The organism is Nocardia sp. NPDC049935, assembly GCF_055586645.1.
This window is the reverse complement of record NZ_JBVJHV010000011.1, coordinates 132,443-150,439: the sequence shown is the minus strand read 5'-3', so window position 1 is coordinate 150,439 and position 17,997 is coordinate 132,443. Positions and strand designations below refer to the sequence as shown.

The window sequence follows — 17,997 nt, the reverse complement described above, 5'->3', positions numbered from 1 at the left end:
GCCGGGCGTTCTCGAATGTTGAGTTATGTAGCTCCAAGCCTTGATGTGAATGCGCTCACAGTGTAAAAATGGAGGCACGGAAGGACGGAAGGCCAAGGCGCAGCCGGAAGAGAAGGCCCAGTCTCCCGACCACCCTTCCCAGCACGGACGCCAGGCACCCACGCGGAGCTCGCCGCGACAAGGGCAGAAGCGTTGTGGGCCTGCGAAATCCGGTCCGTTGCCGGCGATGGCCTCGCATAGCTGCGGGGATGAGCTGCTGCGGAGCCGGAGGAACGCCGAGGCCGGAGAACACAACCCCAATCAGCACGCATGGTAACCGGGTAGTCCGTGCTCGCGGGCGGTGAGGTCGACAGACCACGCCGCCCGCTTTGATGTGCGGAGCCGATGCGGGGGCGACCTCAGCCCGCTGCCGAGTCCGCGATGGAGGTCGCTTCCCTCGCCCCGTCTTCGAGTGCGGCGCAACAGAAGATCACCCAGCCGCCCACGCCGTCGGCGGTCCCGCTACCGAAGCCGGCCGCGGCGTCCAGATAGGCCTGCCGGCGGCGCATCCAGAACACCTCCGGCACCCCCAGCGCTCGCAGATCCAGGCCGCTGGACACCGTGACCAGCCGCGACGCTGCCCGGGCGACCACGCCGTCGGCGGACCCGAACGGTTTCAACGTCAGCAGTTCGCCGTGCACCACCGCGGCCGTGACCGGAGCGGGCGCCGAGGTGGCCAGCAGGGTCTGCGACAGCACGTCGAGCCGCTCGGCCACGCCCGCGTCCGCGCGCGGGCGGCCCAGCCCGGTCTCGTCGCCGACCAGATCCGCGGCGGCCAGCAGATGCAATCGCGCCAGTGCCTGCAGTGGCGCCCGCTGCCACACTCCGACGAGATTGCGCAGGGCATCGCCGTCCAGCGCCTGACCCACGCGCAGCGCACCCGCCAGGATGGGGTCGGCGGCCTCTCCGGCGCCGGGCATGGTCGTCGCACCGCCTTCGAGCGCGGCGGAGGACCGGGCGGCCCGCACCGAGGCCTCGGCGGCGGTCGTGGCCCAGCCGCGCCGATTGGCGCGATGCCGGTGTACCTCGGCCAGCGCGTCGCGGGCCTTGTCGGCGGCGGCCCGGACCCCGGGCAGGTCGATGAGAGGCGCGAGCGGATCGGTCACGACCAATGAGGCTACTGCGAGTGCCTCCCGAGCCCGGCGGACCGGTCCCCGATCACGCGACGGGCAGGTCGCGACCCGGTATGGCGTCGAGTAGCCGGCGGGTGTACTCCTCGCGCGGGGATCGGAAGATCTCCTCGGTCGGCGCGGCCTCGACGATCCGCCCGTTGTGCATCACCAGGACCTCGTCGGCGATCTGCCGCACCACCGCGAGATCGTGGGTGATGAACAGATAGGTCAGACCCAGTTCGTCCTGTAGCCGGGTGAGCAGGTCGAGGATATTGGCCTGGACGAGCACGTCCAGCGCCGATACCGCCTCGTCGCAGACCAGCAGCTCCGGTTTCAGCGCCAGGGCGCGGGCGATGGCGACGCGCTGCCGCTGCCCGCCGGAGAGTTCGCTGGGATAGCGGTCGAGTACGGAGCCCGGCAGCGCCACCTGGTCCAGGAGTTCCCGTACCCGGGCATCGCGTTCGGTGCGGGAGCCGATGCCGTGGATCCGCAGCGGTTCGGCGATACAGCGATGGATCGAGTACAGCGGGTCCAGTGAACCGTACGGATTCTGGAATATCGGCTGTACCCGGGACCGGAAGCGGATCTGTTCCCGGCGGCCCAGGCCACCGATATCGGTTCCGTCGAAAACGACCGATCCGGAGGTGGGTTCCAGCAGCCCGAGCACGAGCTGGGCGACCGTGGACTTCCCGGACCCGGATTCGCCGACCAGCGCGGTGGTACCGCCGCGGCGCAGGGTGAACGAGATGTCCTCGGCGGCTGTCGATTCCCGCGACCGCCAGGGCGCCGAGCCGCGCAGGCGGTAGCGCTTGGTGAGCTTGTCGGCCACCAGGATCGGGTCCGCATCCGGCGACTCCCCGGCGCGCTCCGGCCGGCGGCCCGGCGTCCGGGAAGGCGCCGATTCGACGAGCCGGCGCGTGTACTCGTGCCGCGGATCGCGCAGCAGTTCCAGGGCCGGGCCGGATTCCACGACTCGGCCCCGGTACATCACCACCAGATGCTCCGCGCGTTCGGCGGCCAGGGCGAGATCGTGGGTGATGAGCAGCATCGCCGTGCCGAATTCACCGGTGAGCTCGGCGATATGGTCGAGGATGCGCCGCTGGACCGTGACATCCAGCGCGGAGGTCGGCTCGTCGGCGATGAGCAGGGCGGGCCGCCCGGACAGTGCCATCGCGATGAGCGCGCGCTGGCGCAGGCCACCGGACAGTTCGTGCGGATACTGTCCGAGCCGCTGCTCCGGATCGGAGACCCCGGCGGTGCGCAGGATCTCGACGGAACGCTCACGTGCCTCGCGGCCGCGGGCGATCCCGTTGGCGGCCAGCGTTTCCCGGAGCTGAAAGCCGATCTTGTACACCGGGTCGAGATTGGACATCGGGTCCTGCGGGACGAATCCGATCTCGGTCCCACGTAACGCCACCAGCCGGGATTGCGGTGCGCCCACCAATTCCGCGCCCTCGAACCGGACACTGCCCCCGACGATCCGGCCACCCGGCGGCAGCAGGCCGAGGGCCGCCAGCGCGGTGGTCGATTTCCCGGATCCGCTCTCACCCACCACCGCGACCGTCTCACCGGCGTACACGGACAGATCGACTCCGCGCACCGCGTCCACGCGGTTCTCGCCGGAGCCGAAGGCGATTCGCAGATCGCGGATCCGCAGCAGTGGGTGTTCGGTGCCGGTCTCGTCGCTCACGGCCGCCTCCTGTTCCGGCGCGGTCACCGGGTGGCCCGGGATTTCGGATCGATGGCGTCACCGAGCGCGTCGCCGAGCATGATGAAACTGAGTACGGTCAGCGCCAGCGCGGTCGCCGGATAGAAGAGGATCAGCGAACCGCCGCGCAACTGCTGCTGTCCGGTCGCGATATCGGCCCCCCAGGAGACCTCGGTGGGCGGCAGACCCACGCCGAGGAACGACAGGGTCGCCTCGGTGGTGATGAAAACGCCCAGCCAGATGGTGGTCACCACGATCACCGGGCCGAGGGAGTTCGGCAATACGTGCCGCAGCAGGACGGTGAACCGGGACGCCCCCAGCGCCCGCGCCGCGGGTACGTATTCGTTGTTCTTCGCCGCGATCACCGAACCACGGGCGATCCGCGCGGCCTGCGGCCAGGTGAACCCGGCCATGATGATGATCACCAGCCAGATGGTGCGCTGTTCGGAGAGTTGCATGAGCACGATCGCCGCCAGCATGAGCGGAATGGCGAATACGATCTCCGCGATACGCGAGACCACCGAATCGAGCAGACCACCGTAGTAGCCGGCCAGCGCCCCCACCGTCGCGCCGATCAGCACGAACAGCGAGGCCGCGCCGACCCCGGTGAGTATCGAGGCGCGGGCGCCGTAGATGGTGCGGGCGTACACATCACAGCCCTGCAGGTCGAACCCGAACCAGTGCGCCGAACTCGGCGGGAGCAGGCTGTTGTCCACCACGCAGTAGCGCGGGTCCTGATCGGTGAACAGGCCGGGGAAGGCCGCGACCAGCAGCACCAGCACGATCAGCGCCGCCGAGATCAGGAACAGCGGGTTGCGCCGCAGATCGCGCCAGGCCCGGCCCCAGAACCCCCGCGGCGACCCCGCGACCCGCACCCGGTCGGCGCTGTCGACGGTCACCGTGTCCGCCGGGGCCACCCAGCGCTGCCGGTCCGGCCGCAGCCGCCCGGCGGATATCTCATCGGACATGACCGCACTCCTGTTCAGGCATAGCGAATCCGCGGGTCGAGTAGTGCGTAGAGCAGGTCGACGAAAAGATTGGCGAGCAGGAACACCACGATGAGCACCGTGACGAACGAGACCACGGTCGGCGCCTCACCGCGCACCACGGCCTGGTAGAGGGTGCCGCCGACGCCGGGGATGTTGAAGATGCCCTCGGTCACGATCGCCCCGCCCATCAGCGCGCCCAGATCCGCACCCAGGAAGGTGACCACCGGGATCAGCGAGTTGCGCAGGATATGTACCGGCACCACCCGCCGCCGGGGCAGACCCTTGGCGGTCGCGGTCCGCACATAGTCGGCGTCGCGGTTCTCGGCCACCGCATTGCGGGTCAGCCGCAGCACGTAGGCGAACGACAGCGAGCCGAGCACCATCGCGGGCACCACCAGCCGGCCCCAGCTCGCGTCGGCGCCGACCGTCACCGGCGCGATCCCCCATTCGACGCCGAGCAGGTACTGGGCGAGGAAGCCGATGACGAAAACCGGTACCGCGATCACCACCAGGCTCAGCACCAGCATGGTCGAATCGAAGAGTTTCCCTTTGCGCAACCCCGCCAGCGCCCCGAACAACACTCCGAACACCGCCTCGAACAGCACTGCCAGGATCGCCAGACGGAAGGTGATCGGGAAGGCCCGCGCGAGCTCGTCCGCGATGGACCGCCCCGAGAACGAGGTGCCGAGGTCGAACGTGAAAATGCCCTTCAGATAGTAGAAGTACTGGACGAAGAACGAGCGGTCCAGGTGGTACCGGGCACGCAGTTGTTCCTCCAGTGCGGGGGTCAGGGTCCGGTCACCGGCCAGCGCGGCCACCGAACCGCCCGACACCTTGTAGATCAGGTAGTAGACGAGCAGTGTCGCGCCGAAGAACACCGGGACCATCTGCAGCAGCCGGCGAACTACATACCAGGCCATGGGGTCTCCTCGCGGTCGGGACGCGAACGGTGTCCGGGCGTCATATCAGTTCGAGGTTCTCGAAATCGGCCATCCCGTTCCAGCCGAACACGACCCCGCGGACCCGCTCGGAATATCCGGAGGAGTTCACGTAGTCGAAGATCGGGATGGTGGGCATATCGCGCAGCAGCACCGTCTGCGCCCGGGCCACCAGTGCCCACGACTCGGGTTCGGTCGGCGCTGCCTCCGCGGCCGCGATGAGCGCGTCGAATTCCGGGTTGCGGTAGTCGAAATCGTTGGTTTCGGAGTTTCCCAGGAACGACGGTTCCAGGAACTGCAGCATGGTCGGATAGTCGCCCTGCCATCCCGACCGGAACGCCTTCCCCACGGTGCGTGAGGTGATCTGGTCGCGCAACTGTTTGAAGGTCGGATACGCCGCGCCCACCGCTTCGATCCCGAGGGTGTTCTTGATACTGTTCGCGACCGCGTCCACCCAGGCCTGATGATCGCCGTCGGCGTTGTAGGCGATCTCGAACCGGCCGGACCACGGGGATATCTCGTTCGCCTTCGCCCACAGCCGGCGCGCTTCGTCCGGGTTGTACTCGAGCGCCTCGGCGCCCGGCAGGTTCCCGTCGAAGCCGGGCAGCACACTGGAGGTGTAGTCACGGGCGGGAGCGCGGGTGCCGCGGAAGATCTTGTCGCCGATGGCCTGCCGCTGGATCGCCATCGATAGCGCGTGCCGTCGCAAACGGCCCTCCTCGCCGGCGAAATGCGGGAGGCCCGGCTGGGTACCGATCCACTGGTTCTTGGCGGTCGCCGCCTGAACCGCCCGATCCCCCAGATCGGCGTGCGCGACGGTCAGCGCGCTGGTCGGCAGGGTGTCCAGCACGTCGAGGTTCCCCGCCAGCAGATCGGCGTAGGCGGCGTCGTAGTCGGCGTAGAACACGAAGGTCAGTCCCGTGTTGCGGGCGGGCCGGCCACCGGCGTACCGCTCGTTGGGCACCAGATCCAGTTTCACGTCGTGCTGCCAGGCGTCGGGGCCCGCGAAGCGGTAGGGCCCGTTGCCGATCGGGTGCTGCCCGAACGACTCCATATCGGTGAACGCCGCCGCGGGCAGCGGATAGAAGGGCGCGTAGGCGAGCCGGGTGCGGAAATCGATCGTGGGTTCCTTCAGCGCGACGGTGAAGGTGAGATCGTCGAGCACCCGCAGCCCCGACATGTTCCGCGCGCGTGGCGGATCGGTCTGCAGATCGTCGAAACCCGCGATCGGCGCGTAGGTGTAACTCTGCAACTGGGCGTTGGTCACCAGGGCGCCGTAGTTCCACGCGTCGACGAAGGACCGGGCAGTCACCGGGGAACCGTCGGAGAACGTCCACCCGGGTTTCAGCCGGATCCGGTAATGCTGCTGATCGTCGGTATCGATGGACTCGGCCACCTCGTCGTGCAGACTGCCGTCCGCGTCGATGCGGCGCAGTCCCGCGAACAGCCGATCCACGATCCGGCCGCCGCCGTTCTCGTTGGTATTCGACGGGACCAGCGGATTCTGCGGTTCCGACCCGTTGACCGCGATGGAATCGCCGAGCGCCGGTGTCACAGTGCAGGCGGGCAGCACCATGACGGCGGCCACGATCAGCACCAGTCCCACGGCCCGCAGCGACCAGGACCTTCCCCTCACACACCCTCCCCGAGTCGTCGGTGCACCCCCTGCCGGGCGGTCGGCCGCACAGGCAGAGTGGCCCGAGGATATCGGCACTCGGCGTGATGTGCGCGACTTCCGCGTCCGGCCCCGCGGCGCAGGGGAACCGTTCGTCGGCTCCCGGCTGCCGTTCACCCGGCCTCGGCCGCCTTTCGGCCGGGGATTCCCTCGGCCGGACAGAGGAGCGTTTAGGGTCACAGTTGGCCCCATATGGTGCAGGTAATGCGAAGGAAGTGACTCAGATGACCGAAACCGCCGATCACCCGGACGCCTACCCGCCGAGCGCGGAGTTCGCGGCCGCGGCGAATGTGGATGCCGGTATCTACGAGCGGGCCGCGCGGGATCGCGACGGATTCTGGGCCGAGCAGGCCGATCGGCTGCACTGGCACCAGCGCTGGAACCAGGTGCTCGACTGGAGTGACGCGCCGGTGGCGAAATGGTTCGTCGGCGGCCGTCTCAATGTCGCCTACAACTGCGTGGACCGCCACGTACTGGAAGGCCGCGGCGACAAGGTCGCGCTGCACTGGGAAGGCGAACCCGGCGATTCGCGCACGATCACCTATGCCGATCTGCTGGCCGAGGTGAGCCGTGCCGCCAACTACCTCACCTCGCTCGGGCTCACGGCCGGCGACCGGGTGGCCATCTATATGCCGATGATTCCCGAGACCGTGGTGGCCATGCTGGCCTGCGCCCGGCTGGGCCTGCCGCATTCGCTGGTCTTCGCCGGTTTCTCTCCGACCGCGCTGCGGCAGCGGATCGACGACGCCGAAGCACGCCTGGTCATCACCACCGACGGCCAGTGGCGGCGCGGCACTCCCGCGCCGCTGAAGGAAGCGGTCGACGAGGCCCTGTTCGCCCACGGCGATGTGCCCTCCAGCGTGGAGCACGTGCTGGTGGTACGCCGGACCGGGACCGAGGTCGCCTGGACCGAGGGCCGGGACGTGTGGTGGCACGAGACCGTCGCCGCGGCCGAACCGGCGCACGAGGCCGAGGCCTTCGACGCCGAGCACCCGCTGTTCATCCTCTACACCTCGGGCACCACCGGGAAGCCGAAGGGGATCCTGCACACCAGCGGCGGCTACCTGACCCAGACCAGCTATACGCACCGGGTGGTGTTCGATCACAAACCCGAGACCGATATCTACTGGTGCACCGCCGATGTCGGCTGGGTGACCGGGCACAGCTATATCGTCTACGGCCCGCTGGCCAACGGCGCCACCCAGGTGCTGTACGAGGGCACCCCGAATTTCCCCGATGAGCACCGGCACTGGCAGATCATCGAGAAGTACGGCGTCACGATCTACTACACCGCGCCCACGCTGGTCCGCACCTTCATGAAGTGGGGACGGCAGATCCCGGATGCCCACGGCCTGTCCTCGGTCCGGCTGCTCGGATCGGTGGGCGAACCGATCAACCCGGAGGCGTGGCGCTGGTACCGCGATGTGATCGGCGGCGGCTCGGCGCCCATCGTCGATACGTGGTGGCAGACCGAAACCGGCGCGATCATGATCTCCCCGCTGCCCGGTGTCACCGCCACCAAACCGGGCGCCGCGATGACCCCGCTGCCCGGTATCTCGGCCACCGTGGTCGACGAGGAGGGTAACGAGGTACGCCACGGTGAGACCGAGGCCAACGGCTACCTGGTGCTGGACCAGCCGTGGCCGTCCATGCTGCGCGGTATCTGGGGCGATATGGACCGCTACCGGGCCACCTACTGGGAGCGGTTCGCCGCACAGGGCTGGTACTTCGCCGGAGACGGGGCGAAACTCGACGTCAACGGCGATCTCTGGGTGCTGGGACGCGTCGACGACGTGATGAACGTATCCGGGCATCGCATTTCCACCGCCGAGGTGGAATCGGCTCTGGTCGGACATGCCGGAGTCGCGGAAGCCGCGGTGGTCGGGGCCACCGACGACACCACCGGACAGGGCATCGTGGCGTTCGTGATCCTGGCCGCGGGAGCCACCGACACCGGGCAGGCCATGGTCGACGAGCTGAAGGCCGAGGTGGCCCGCGAGATCAGCCCGATCGCACGCCCGCGCGAGATCCACGTGGTGCCGGAACTGCCCAAGACCCGCAGCGGCAAGATCATGCGGCGCCTGCTGCGCGATGTGGCCGAGGGCCGGGAACTGGGCGACACCTCCACCCTGGTGGACCCGAAGGTCTTCGAGAACATCCGGGCAGGCAAACAGGACTGACCGTCCCGCCCCACCGCACCGGACGCGGGGCCGTTAAAATTGCGTACGGTGTGCCGGGAAGTCTGGTCGGCGAGATCGACGCGCGCCCGGGTAGCGGATTCTGCCCGGGCGGGCGCAGAAGTTGCCCGTCGACCGGAAGGTTCTCCGTGCTCAGCCGCCCTCAGTCGGAACTCGCCAGATACCTCCGGACCGAAACGGTCGGCGGCTCACTACTGCTGATCGCGGCCGCTGTGGCGTTGCTGTGGGTGAACTCGCCGTGGGGCGATACTTACACGACCTTGGCGGACACCCATCTCCCGATCCCGCCGCTGCACCTGGATCTGACCGTCGCCGAATGGGCCAAGGACGGTCTGCTCGCCGTCTTCTTCTTCGTCGCCGGTCTCGAACTGAAACGCGAACTCGTCGTCGGTGAACTCGCCGACCCGAAACGGGCCGCGCTGCCGATCATCGCCGCGGTCGGCGGCGTGGTGACCCCCGCGATCATCGCCTACTGCGTGGGCTTCGGCGTGGACGGCATGGATCGCGGCTGGGCCATCCCGGTCGCCACCGATATCGCCTTCGCGCTCGCGGTCCTGGCGATGACCGGCTCCCGGATCCCGGCCAGTGCGCGGGTATTCCTGCTCAGCCTCGCCGTGGTCGACGACCTCATGGCGATCGTGCTCATCGCGATCCTCTTCACCACCGGCCTGGCGTTCGCCTGGCTGCTTGCTGCCCTGGCCTGCTGCGCGGCGTGGTGGTTCGCCCAGAAGCAGCGGTGGACCTCGCCGCTGATCTATATAGCGATCGGGCTCGTGTGCTGGTATGCCCTGCACGAGGCGCATATCCACCCGACGCTGGCCGGGGTGGCCTGCGGTCTGCTCACCCGGGTGCGGCCCGACGAGGGCGAACACGAGGCGCCGGCCACCCGCTGGGAGCACCAGGTCCAGCCGATCTCGGCCGGTCTGTGCGTACCGCTGTTCGCGCTGTTCGCCTCCGGTGTCCCGTTCAACACCGAGGTGCTCGGCGACCTCTTCACCGAACGCCTTTCGCTGGCCATCATCCTCGGCCTGCTGTTCGGCAAGATCATCGGCATCTTCGGTATCAGCTGGGCCGCGATCCGCCTCGGGATCGCCAAACGTCCCGCGTATCTGGGGTACCGGGATATGTTCGCCCTGTCGGTCCTGGGCGCGATCGGGTTCACCGTTAGCCTGCTCGTGGCAGAACTGGCGCTCGAGGACTACCCCGCTTCCGCGGAACTGGCCAAGGCCGCGGTCCTGGTGACCTCCATGGGCGCATCGCTGGCGGGTTCGGCGCTACTGTTGCGGCGTGGGCGTGTCCACCAAGCACGGCGGGACTCGGATGCGCTAGAACCAGAACAGTAGGACCGAGCAGGTTCGGACAGGGAGAGGGTCGACGACGTGAGTGTCACACAGGGCGGTAACGGAGACGGTGCACGAGGCGCGGTCACCTCGATACCGCTGTCCGAGATCGACCCGCACGCCTCGGCGAGCTTCGGCAGCCTGGTCCGCGATGCGTCCGAACAGGTCTCCACCCTGGTTCGCGCCGAAGTGGCCCTGGCGAAGGCCGAGGTCACCGGCGAGATCAAGAAGGGCCTGCAGGGCAGCGTCTTCTTCATCACCGCGCTCACCGTCCTGCTGTTCAGCAGTTTCTTCTTCTTCTTCGCCGTCGCCGAGACGCTGGACATCTGGCTCACCCGGTGGGCCGCGTTCTGGATCGTGTTCGCGTTCATGATCCTGGTGACCGTGCTGCTGGCGCTGCTGGGCTGGCGCAAGGTGAAACGTCTGCGGGCGCCGGAGAAGACCATCGATTCGCTCAAGCAGACCCGGACCGTGCTGCCCTCGGGCCTGGGCAGCCACGACGACGCGGTCGCGCTGGACAAGTCGCCCCGGTAAGCGGGTCAGCCACCGGACGCGACCCGGCGTTCACTACGCTCGGACGACGTGGCGTCGAACAATGCACCGGACCCGTCCAGCGTCCGCTACGACGGTTCCTGGGCACATCGTGATGTGCACGCCAACGGTATCCGTCTGCACGTAGCGGGTATCGCACCCGCGGATCCGGAAGCGCCGCTGGTCGTGCTGTTGCACGGGTTCGCCGACTTCTGGTGGTCGTGGCGTCATCAGCTGACCGCGCTCGCCGAACTCGGCTATCACGCGGTGGCGGTGGATCTGCGCGGCTACGGCGACAGCGATAAACCGCCCCGGGGCTACGACGGCTGGACACTGGCCGGCGATATCGCCGGGCTCATCCGCGCACTCGGTTACAGCGACGCCACCCTGGTCGGGCATGCCGACGGTGGCCTGGTGTGCTGGGCGACCGCGGTGCTGCACCCGCGCCTGGTCCGGTCGATCGCGGTGGTCTCCTCCCCGCATCCGGCGGCGCTGAAGAGTTCGGTACTGCGCGACAACGCCCAGCGCCGGAGCTGGCTGCCGGATTTCCTGCGGGCCCAGCTGCCCCGATTACCCGAACACCGGCTGACCCGTCAGGACGGGCAGGGCGCCGCCGAGGTGCTGCGCCGCCGGGGCGCGGACTCGTGGGCGGCGACGGCGGATTTCGCCGATACCGCGGGGCGGATGCGGTCGGCCATCCGGATCCCCGGCGCGGCGCACTGCGCCCTGGAATATCAGCGCTGGGCGTTCCGGAGCCAGTGGCGGCCCGATGGACGCCGGTTCATGGCCGTGATGCGGCGGCCGATCGATATCCCGGTGGTATCGATGCGCGGCGAATCCGACCGCTACATCCTGCCCGCCACCGTGCATCGCGGACCGCAGCTCTCCCCACGGCGCCGGGTCGTCACCATCCGCGACGCCGCGCATTTCGCGCATCAGGAGAACCCGGACGCGGTGACCGCGGAGATCGCGAAACTCCTCGCCGCCCACGACAGGCCCCGGCGCCCGGCCTGACCTCGTCCGTGGGCACGGCCCACCGGGCCGATGGCCGGGCCCGGCCGGCGAGTCGCCGGCGCCGGCGAATCAGCTGAGCACGCAGGGACCGGTGGCCACCGCATCGGTGGACGACGGCGCGGCGGTGATCCGCTGGCGGACCTCGTCCAGCGTCAGCACATAGCCGGTGTCGTCGTCGGTGACGGCCGCGCCGAACACCACGCCCAGCACCTGGCCCTCGGTATCCACCAGCGGGCCACCCGAATTACCGGCCCGCACCTGGCCGCGCACGGTGTACACCTCGCGTTCCACCGTCCCGTCCCGGTAGATGGTGGGCCCGCTCAGGTCCAGCGTCTCCCGGACCCGCGCCGCGCTGGCCGTGTACCGGCCGCCGCCGGGATAGCCCAGCACGATCGCGCTCTCACCCGAGCGCGCCGGTTCCGGCGCCTGCGGAATGACGGGCGCGACCAGTCCCGGCACCGCGAGAACCGCGATATCCATGGACGGATCGAATTCCACCACCGAGGCGTCCAGCGGCCCGGCCGCCGAATCCACGGTCACACTGGTCGTTCCGGCGACCACGTGCGCGTTGGTCATCACGCGTTCCGGCGAGATCACGAAACCCGAGCCCTCCAGGGCCCGCTGGCAACTCGGCGCGACACCGCGGATGCGCAGCACGCTCTGTTGCAGCGAAGCGGCCACCGGGCTGGTCAGCACGCTGGGATCCGGGGGTTCCACCGCGGCGATCGGGGCGCGGCCGAACGGGCCGATCACATCCGGCAGGCCGGAGGTGTTCAGCAGTTTGGAGAACTCGTTGGGCAACTGGCGCAACCAGTCCGGCGCGACCCGGTTGACGTCGGCGAGCACCCGCGATCCGTTGATCGCCGCGGCGATCGCGGGCTGCGAGGAGGTCGCCAGGGGTAATGCGAGCAGCCAGGCCGTGACCAGCACCGCGCCGGTCTGCAGAACCGCGCCCACGGCGCTGTCGGCGCCCCGGGCGAAGGGGTGACGCATCCCGCTGCGGGCCGCCCGGCCCAGCACCATACCGGCCACCTCGCCGACGATCACCAGCGCGACGATCAGCAGCACACCGGCCAGCACGCGGCTTCGGCCCTCGTCGATATGCACGAGGATATGGGGCGCGATCAGGATTCCGGCGACGGCGCCGAGCACCACCCCGAGGAAGGCCAGAGCGGACGCCACCGCCCCCTGCCGCCATCCGGAGGAGGCGGCCAGCAGGGCCAATATGACAACCGCTATATCGAGCCACGCAGAGGAACTCACAACACCATCCCCACCGCGGCCAAGGCCTGTTCCAGATCACGCACGTCGGTTCGGTCCCATTCCGATTCCCAGCCCAGTGAAGTCACGAGTCCGGCCAGTATGCCGCCGGTCAGTCCCCAGACCAACATTCCGTCCACCTGGAACGCCGGACCGCGGTAGCCGAGACTACTGCGCACCAGGAAGCGGTTGGCGGGATCCAGCAGTTCCGCCATGGGAATACGCACCACTCGGTCGGTTTCGGCGCGGTCCATCACCCGGACCTCGCTGGGCGCGCGCCAATACGCCACCACCGGCGTCACATCGAACCGGGACGGCGGGACGAACAGTTTCGGCAGCGTCGTGAGCGGCTGGACCCCGGAGCGGTCGAGCCCCGTCTCCTCCCATGCCTCGCGCAGCGCGGTATCGACCGGACCCTCGTCGCCGGGATCGACGGCGCCACCGGGAAACGCGACCTGGCCGCGATGCTGGCGCATGGTGGAGGCCCGCTGGGTCAACAGCACCTCCGCGTCGGCGGGCAGTCCGCCGGGGCCGTCCGGGTCACCGTCGGGGTCACCGGAGAACAGCACCAGCACGGCGGCCTGCCGGACCTGCCCGGCCAGGGTGCGGCGTAATGCCCGCGCCCGGCCGAGCGTATCGGAGAAATCGGGCTGCGCCGGACCGGCCACCCCGTCGAGCCAGGGCGGCACCTGTTCCTCGTTCACCGGAACTCCCTCGAAGCGGTCGGATGCGGTCCGCGGACGCCGCAGCGCCGGCCGAGGTATCGCATCATGCGGCGACTCCCAGGGCGCCGGCCACGGTGCCGGCGATATCGGTCACATCCCGGAACGGGCGCGCGACGTAGTCGGCGATCGACCCGTCCGCACGCACCAGCACGGTGATGGGGAGGGCGGTGGGCGCGTTCGCCGCCGCGCGGACGCGGGCGTCGGGGTCCTGCAGCCCGGGCAACCGCAATTCCGGACGCCCCCGGGCCCGCAGGTCCTCGTTCAGAGCGGCCAGCAGCGACAGCGCCTTGGCCTCGTCCGGGTCGCTGTGCACGGTCACCACCCGCACCGCGTCACCGGCGCGGTCGGCGTATTCCTGGAACAGCGGTAGTTCGGTGCGGCACGGCTCGCACCAGTACGCCCACAGGTTGAGCACCAGCGGCCGGCCGGTGAGATGCCCGGGTTCGACGGGCGCGCCGTCGGCCAGACAGCTCAGCACCAGATCCGCCAGCGGTCCGGCCGCGGCCGCGGCAGGGCCCGCGGCGGGACAGTCCGCCACCCCCGACTGCTGCCGCAGCGCCGGGTCGATCTGGCGCGCGGGCGGCGGCGGGGCGCCGGTTCCGGCGTTCTCCGAACCACCGCGTGGCCACAGCGCCACCGCCGCGGCCAAGACCACCACGACAGCCGTCAACGCCCATTTCCAGAAAACCGGTATTCGGCTCAACGGCCCACCAGTTCGAGCAGATGCGCCGCCTCCGGGCCTTTCACCAGAGCCGCCGCCGCTTCCGGATCGGTGGGTCCGGCGCCGAAAGACGGGCAATCCTTGGCCAGCACACAAACCCCGCACGCCGGTTTACGGGAATGGCAGACACGGCGTCCGTGAAAGATCACCCGATGCGACAGCATCGTCCATTCCTTACGTTCGATCAGCGCCCCCACCGCGTGTTCGACCTTCACCGGATCCTCTTCGGCGGTCCATTCCCAGCGCCGCACCAACCGGCCGAAATGAGTGTCGACGGTGATGCCCGGAACACCGAAAGCATTTCCCAGAATCACATTGGCCGTTTTGCGGCCGATGCCCGGTAACCGGACCAATTCCGCCATCGTGTGAGGTAATTCACCGTCGTACTGCTCGAGCAGCGCCTGTCCGAGTCCGATCAGGGAATTGGCCTTGTTGCGGAAGAAACCCGTGGGACGGATGAGTTCTTCCAGCTCCGTGCGGTTCGCCTCGGCGTAGGCGCGGGCATCGGGATAGGCGGCGAACAGCGCGGGAGTGGTCATGTTCACTCTCACGTCGGTGCACTGGGCGGACAGGATCGTGGCCACCGCGAGTTCGAGCGGAGTGGTGAAATCCAGCTCGCAGTGCGCGTCGGGAAACGCACGTGCCAGCATGCGGTTCATACGGCGGGCCCGGCGCACCAGGCCCAAACGGGTTTCCGCCGGTCGGGAACCGGTTTTCCGATTCCGGCCCCCACCCGTGGCCGGGGGTGCGGAGGCCGCCTCGGCAGCGCCGGAAACACCGCTTCCAGCGGTATCGGAGGGGGAGATTCGCACCCGTCCACCATACGGAACCGTCCGACAACGTTGCCTTGTCAGTTCTACTCCCGTATTCCATCTGAGACCTCGACCGTGTTTACTACCCGGCATGCAAGGACTCGCTGTGGTGCTCTTCCCAGTGGTGTTGATGCTGTTCGCACTCGGCATGGAACGAGTGGAGAACCGGCTTCGCAAACTTCTCGAGCCCGACGAGGAAGTCCAGGCCTACCTGGACAAAGCCACCAACGCCGAGGTCAACGAGCTCACCAGGCTCGGACTACCGGCGGCGGTCGCGCGTATGCGCCGCCGCCGTAACCGCAATGAGGAGGCCGGGGAGAACCTCGATATCGCTCGCGCGAGCTGACCGCCGCGCGAGGGCCCGTACACGCCCATCGGGGCGGCCGATACCCCGCCGCGGCCCGACCCCGGTTAACCTTCCTTACGTGGTGTCTGTCACTGCGCGCCGACCGGCCGCGTAGACTGCACTGTCGGCCGAACCGCTTCGGTCCGCCGACGACTACAGCCATTTTCCTAAGGAGCACATTCGTGGACGAGGCCCTCGCCAGAGCAGGCATCTTCCAAGGCGTTGAGCCCACCGCGGTGGCTGCGCTCGCCAAACAGCTGAACCCCGTGGATTTCCCGCGCGGCCATGTCATCTTCAACGAAGGCGAACCGGGTGACCGGCTGTACATCATCACATCGGGCAAGGTGAAGCTCGGCCGGCGTTCCCCCGACGGCCGGGAGAACCTGCTGACCATCATGGGTCCGTCGGATATGTTCGGCGAGCTCTCCATCTTCGATCCCGGCCCGCGTACCTCCACCGCCACCACGGTGACCGAGGTCCGCGCGGTCACCATGGACCGCGACGCGCTCAAGGCCTGGATCGATCAGCGCCCGGAGATCGCCGAACAGCTGCTGCGGGTGCTCGCCCGCCGCCTGCGCCGCACCAACAACAATCTCGCCGACCTGATCTTCACCGACGTTCCCGGCCGTGTCGCCAAGGCGCTGCTGCAGCTCGCGCAGCGTTTCGGCACCCAGGAAGCCGGTGCGCTGCGGGTCACCCACGACCTCACCCAGGAGGAGATCGCCCAGCTCGTCGGCGCCTCCCGGGAGACCGTCAACAAGGCGCTCGCCGATTTCGCGCATCGCGGCTGGCTGCGCCTCGAGGGCAAGAGCGTGCTGATCTCCGACTCCGAGCGGCTGGCCCGCCGGGCCCGCTGACGCCGCTCCCGCACCGGGAGCCGTGACCGGTTCCGGCCGCAGCGCCGATCGGAACCGGTGACGAGCCCCCGGCGCGGCGGGCCGCCCGGGGAATCCCGCCTCGGCTCAGTTCTGTGTGTCCCGCTCCGACCGCAGATAGGCCAGCTGGGATTCCACCGAACTCTGGGCGGCCGGCCACAGGCTCTCGTCGACATCCGAGTAGACCGTGCGCACGATCGCCATGGCGTCGGCGTCGGCGCCGAGTTCGGCCAGGGCCGACCGGACCTGCGCCAGGCGTTCCTGCCGATGGGCGATGTAGTACCGGGCGACCGGTTCCAGATCGGGGTGATCGGGCCCGTGCGCGGGCAGCAGCGCCGATCCGGCGCCCGCTTCCAGCAGACGGTCCATCGACTCCAGATAGTCGCGCAGGGTGCCGTCCCGGTCCAGCACGGTGGTACCGCGCCCGAGGATCGTGTCACCGCTGAGCACCGCGTCGGCGAGCAGGAAGCTCACCGAGTCGGCGGTATGGCCCGGCGTGTGCAGCACGGTGATCCGGAGTCCCGCGGCGTCGACGACCTCACCGTCGATCAGCGGGGCGACCGCACCGCGCAGGAATTCCGGATCCATGGACCGCACCGGTGTGCCGGTCAGCCGGACCAGTTCGTCGATACCGCCGGTGTGGTCGGGATGCCGATGCGTGATGAGCGTCAGCGCGACCGCGCCGCCGGTCACCTCGGCGATACGCGCGATATGCGCGGGGTCGTCCGGCCCGGGGTCGACGACCACACAGTCCGGACGGCCGGGCGCCCGCAGGATCCAGGTGTTGGTTCCGTCCAGGGTCATCGGGCCGGGATTGTCCGCCAGCAGCACCGAGGCCGAGGGGGTCACCGCGCGCAACTGTCCGTAGGCGGGATGGGCGAGTGTCATACGACACCTCCGGTTCGAAAGCAGCACAGTCGAATCTACGGCCCGCGGTCCGGCCGTCCCTATCCGGCCGACCGGTGGCGCCGGGTATGTGCCGTCCCCGGCGCCGTACCCGCGAGTCCGCTCGGACGGCCCTAGCGGACCTCGGCGATCAGTTCCACTTCGACCGGGGTGTTACGCGGCAGCTCGAATACGCCCACCGCCGAACGGGCGTGGGCGCCGGCGGGGCCGAACACCTCACCCAGCAGTTCGGAGGCCCCGTTGATCACCAGCGGCTGGTCGGTGAACCCGGGCGCCGAGGCCACGAATCCGACGACCTTCACGATCCGCACCACGGCATCCAGGCCGACCAGATCGTGCACCGCGGCCAGCGCGTTGAGCGCGCACCAGCGGGCGGCGACCGCCGCGTCCTCGAGGGAGACCTCGGCGCCGGCCTTACCGACCGCCGTCAGCTCACCGGCGACGAAGGGCAACTGCCCGGAGGTGTACACGTACGAGCCGCTGCGCACCGCGGGCACGTAGGCGGCCACGGGGGCCACCACCTCGGGGACGGTCAGTCCCAGCCGGTCCAGGTTCGCCCGCCAGTCGACGCCGGACGCGGTCTTGTCCGATTCCGCCACGGCGCTTACTGCTTCGGCCGCTTGAGGTACGCGACATGCTGCTCACCGGTCGGCCCGGGCAGCACCGTCACCAGTTCCCAGCCGTCGGCGCCCCACTGGTCCAGGATCTGTTTGGTCGCATGGGTAAGCAGCGGCACGGTCGCGTACTCCCACTGGGTCACATCGCTCATGCGCACCGAGCGTACTGGGTGTCCGGACGATCCCCGGCG

The 17,997-nt window shown here is 69.1% G+C and carries 18 protein-coding genes; 6 read left to right on the top strand and 12 right to left on the bottom strand.

Going from position 1 to position 17,997, the window contains the following annotated elements:
• Positions 1–398 precede the first annotated feature (398 nt).
• The 5 genes from ACZ6SF_RS31725 to ACZ6SF_RS31705 are packed head-to-tail and all read right to left on the bottom strand — an operon-like array spanning position 399 to position 6,362.
• The gene (locus ACZ6SF_RS31725; RefSeq protein WP_466067217.1) at positions 399–1,145 is read right to left on the bottom strand and encodes an oxidoreductase; all 747 of its coding nucleotides are present in this window, start codon (positions 1,143–1,145) and stop codon (positions 399–401) included.
• A gap of 52 nt (positions 1,146–1,197) precedes the next feature.
• A complete protein-coding gene (locus ACZ6SF_RS31720) occupies positions 1,198–2,868 on the bottom strand; it encodes a dipeptide ABC transporter ATP-binding protein (protein ID WP_466067215.1) in 1,671 nt (556 codons plus the stop codon).
• Positions 2,865–3,827, bottom strand: coding sequence for an ABC transporter permease (locus tag ACZ6SF_RS31715; protein WP_466067213.1), 963 nt, complete (start codon positions 3,825–3,827; stop codon positions 2,865–2,867). Before ACZ6SF_RS31715 ends, ACZ6SF_RS31720 begins: the two co-directional genes overlap by 4 nt.
• Positions 3,828–3,841: 14 nt before the next feature.
• Positions 3,842–4,768 carry an ABC transporter permease gene (locus tag ACZ6SF_RS31710; RefSeq protein WP_466067212.1) on the bottom strand — a complete coding sequence of 309 codons (927 nt, stop codon included), beginning with the start codon at positions 4,766–4,768 and terminating at the stop codon, positions 3,842–3,844.
• A gap of 40 nt (positions 4,769–4,808) precedes the next feature.
• A complete protein-coding gene (locus ACZ6SF_RS31705; RefSeq protein ID WP_466067262.1) occupies positions 4,809–6,362 on the bottom strand; it encodes a peptide ABC transporter substrate-binding protein in 1,554 nt (517 codons plus the stop codon).
• Between the two features lie 323 nt (positions 6,363–6,685).
• Between ACZ6SF_RS31705 and acs the strand changes: the two genes are divergently transcribed.
• The 4 genes from acs (at position 6,686) to ACZ6SF_RS31685 (ending at position 11,544) form a co-directional block, all read left to right on the top strand.
• On the top strand, positions 6,686–8,641 hold the full coding sequence (acs, locus tag ACZ6SF_RS31700) for an acetate--CoA ligase (RefSeq protein ID WP_466067210.1): 1,956 nt from the start codon (positions 6,686–6,688) through the stop codon (positions 8,639–8,641).
• A 146-nt stretch (positions 8,642–8,787) separates the two neighbouring features.
• Positions 8,788–10,002, top strand: a complete 1,215-nt coding sequence (gene nhaA, locus ACZ6SF_RS31695) for a Na+/H+ antiporter NhaA (protein ID WP_466067208.1) — start codon at positions 8,788–8,790, stop codon at positions 10,000–10,002.
• A gap of 36 nt (positions 10,003–10,038) precedes the next feature.
• On the top strand, positions 10,039–10,533 hold the full coding sequence (locus tag ACZ6SF_RS31690; protein WP_466067206.1) for a phage holin family protein: 495 nt from the start codon (positions 10,039–10,041) through the stop codon (positions 10,531–10,533).
• Positions 10,534–10,581: 48 nt separating this feature from the next.
• Positions 10,582–11,544, top strand: coding sequence for an alpha/beta fold hydrolase (locus ACZ6SF_RS31685; RefSeq protein WP_466067205.1), 963 nt, complete (start codon positions 10,582–10,584; stop codon positions 11,542–11,544).
• A gap of 69 nt (positions 11,545–11,613) precedes the next feature.
• On the opposite strand, the gene ACZ6SF_RS31680 is transcribed toward ACZ6SF_RS31685, so the two are convergent.
• The 4 genes from ACZ6SF_RS31680 to nth form a co-directional block, all read right to left on the bottom strand.
• A complete protein-coding gene (locus tag ACZ6SF_RS31680; protein ID WP_466067203.1) occupies positions 11,614–12,807 on the bottom strand; it encodes a MarP family serine protease in 1,194 nt (397 codons plus the stop codon).
• Positions 12,804–13,508, bottom strand: a complete 705-nt coding sequence (locus ACZ6SF_RS31675) for an NUDIX hydrolase (RefSeq protein ID WP_466067202.1) — start codon at positions 13,506–13,508, stop codon at positions 12,804–12,806. The genes ACZ6SF_RS31680 and ACZ6SF_RS31675 overlap by 4 nt, the downstream gene beginning before the upstream one ends.
• A 64-nt stretch (positions 13,509–13,572) precedes the next feature.
• On the bottom strand, positions 13,573–14,232 hold the full coding sequence (locus ACZ6SF_RS31670) for a TlpA family protein disulfide reductase (protein ID WP_466067200.1): 660 nt from the start codon (positions 14,230–14,232) through the stop codon (positions 13,573–13,575).
• On the bottom strand, positions 14,229–15,062 hold the full coding sequence (nth, locus tag ACZ6SF_RS31665; protein ID WP_466067198.1) for an endonuclease III: 834 nt from the start codon (positions 15,060–15,062) through the stop codon (positions 14,229–14,231). Before nth ends, ACZ6SF_RS31670 begins: the two co-directional genes overlap by 4 nt.
• A gap of 106 nt (positions 15,063–15,168) precedes the next feature.
• On the opposite strand from nth, the gene ACZ6SF_RS31660 reads away from it, so the two are divergent.
• A complete protein-coding gene (locus ACZ6SF_RS31660) occupies positions 15,169–15,408 on the top strand; it encodes a hypothetical protein (RefSeq protein WP_466067196.1) in 240 nt (79 codons plus the stop codon).
• A gap of 182 nt (positions 15,409–15,590) precedes the next feature.
• Positions 15,591–16,265: a Crp/Fnr family transcriptional regulator gene (locus ACZ6SF_RS31655; protein ID WP_357430076.1), complete on the top strand. Its 675-nt coding sequence runs from the start codon at positions 15,591–15,593 to the stop codon at positions 16,263–16,265.
• 105 nt (positions 16,266–16,370) lie between these two features.
• Here ACZ6SF_RS31655 and ACZ6SF_RS31650 read toward each other — a convergent pair whose 3' ends face one another.
• The 3 genes from ACZ6SF_RS31650 to ACZ6SF_RS31640 form a co-directional block, all read right to left on the bottom strand.
• Positions 16,371–17,171, bottom strand: coding sequence for an MBL fold metallo-hydrolase (locus ACZ6SF_RS31650; protein WP_466067194.1), 801 nt, complete (start codon positions 17,169–17,171; stop codon positions 16,371–16,373).
• Positions 17,172–17,302: 131 nt separating this feature from the next.
• Positions 17,303–17,788, bottom strand: coding sequence for a RidA family protein (locus ACZ6SF_RS31645; RefSeq protein WP_466067192.1), 486 nt, complete (start codon positions 17,786–17,788; stop codon positions 17,303–17,305).
• A 5-nt stretch (positions 17,789–17,793) separates the two neighbouring features.
• Entirely contained in the window at positions 17,794–17,958 is a 165-nt protein-coding gene (locus ACZ6SF_RS31640; protein WP_085995322.1) for a DUF4177 domain-containing protein, read from the bottom strand.
• Positions 17,959–17,997: the final 39 nt, after the last annotated feature.

Excerpts from the sequence above, each read along its gene's own strand:
- acs (WP_466067210.1), top strand. The coding sequence starts at position 6,686 with ATGACCGAAACCGCCGATCACCCGGACGCCTACCCGCCGAGCGCGGAG.
- ACZ6SF_RS31640 (WP_085995322.1), bottom strand. The coding sequence starts at position 17,958 with ATGAGCGATGTGACCCAGTGGGAGTACGCGACCGTGCCGCTGCTTACC.
- ACZ6SF_RS31650 (WP_466067194.1), bottom strand. The coding sequence starts at position 17,171 with ATGACACTCGCCCATCCCGCCTACGGACAGTTGCGCGCGGTGACCCCC.
- ACZ6SF_RS31715 (WP_466067213.1), bottom strand. The coding sequence starts at position 3,827 with ATGTCCGATGAGATATCCGCCGGGCGGCTGCGGCCGGACCGGCAGCGC.
- ACZ6SF_RS31705 (WP_466067262.1), bottom strand. The coding sequence starts at position 6,362 with ATGGTGCTGCCCGCCTGCACTGTGACACCGGCGCTCGGCGATTCCATC.
- ACZ6SF_RS31710 (WP_466067212.1), bottom strand. The coding sequence starts at position 4,768 with ATGGCCTGGTATGTAGTTCGCCGGCTGCTGCAGATGGTCCCGGTGTTC.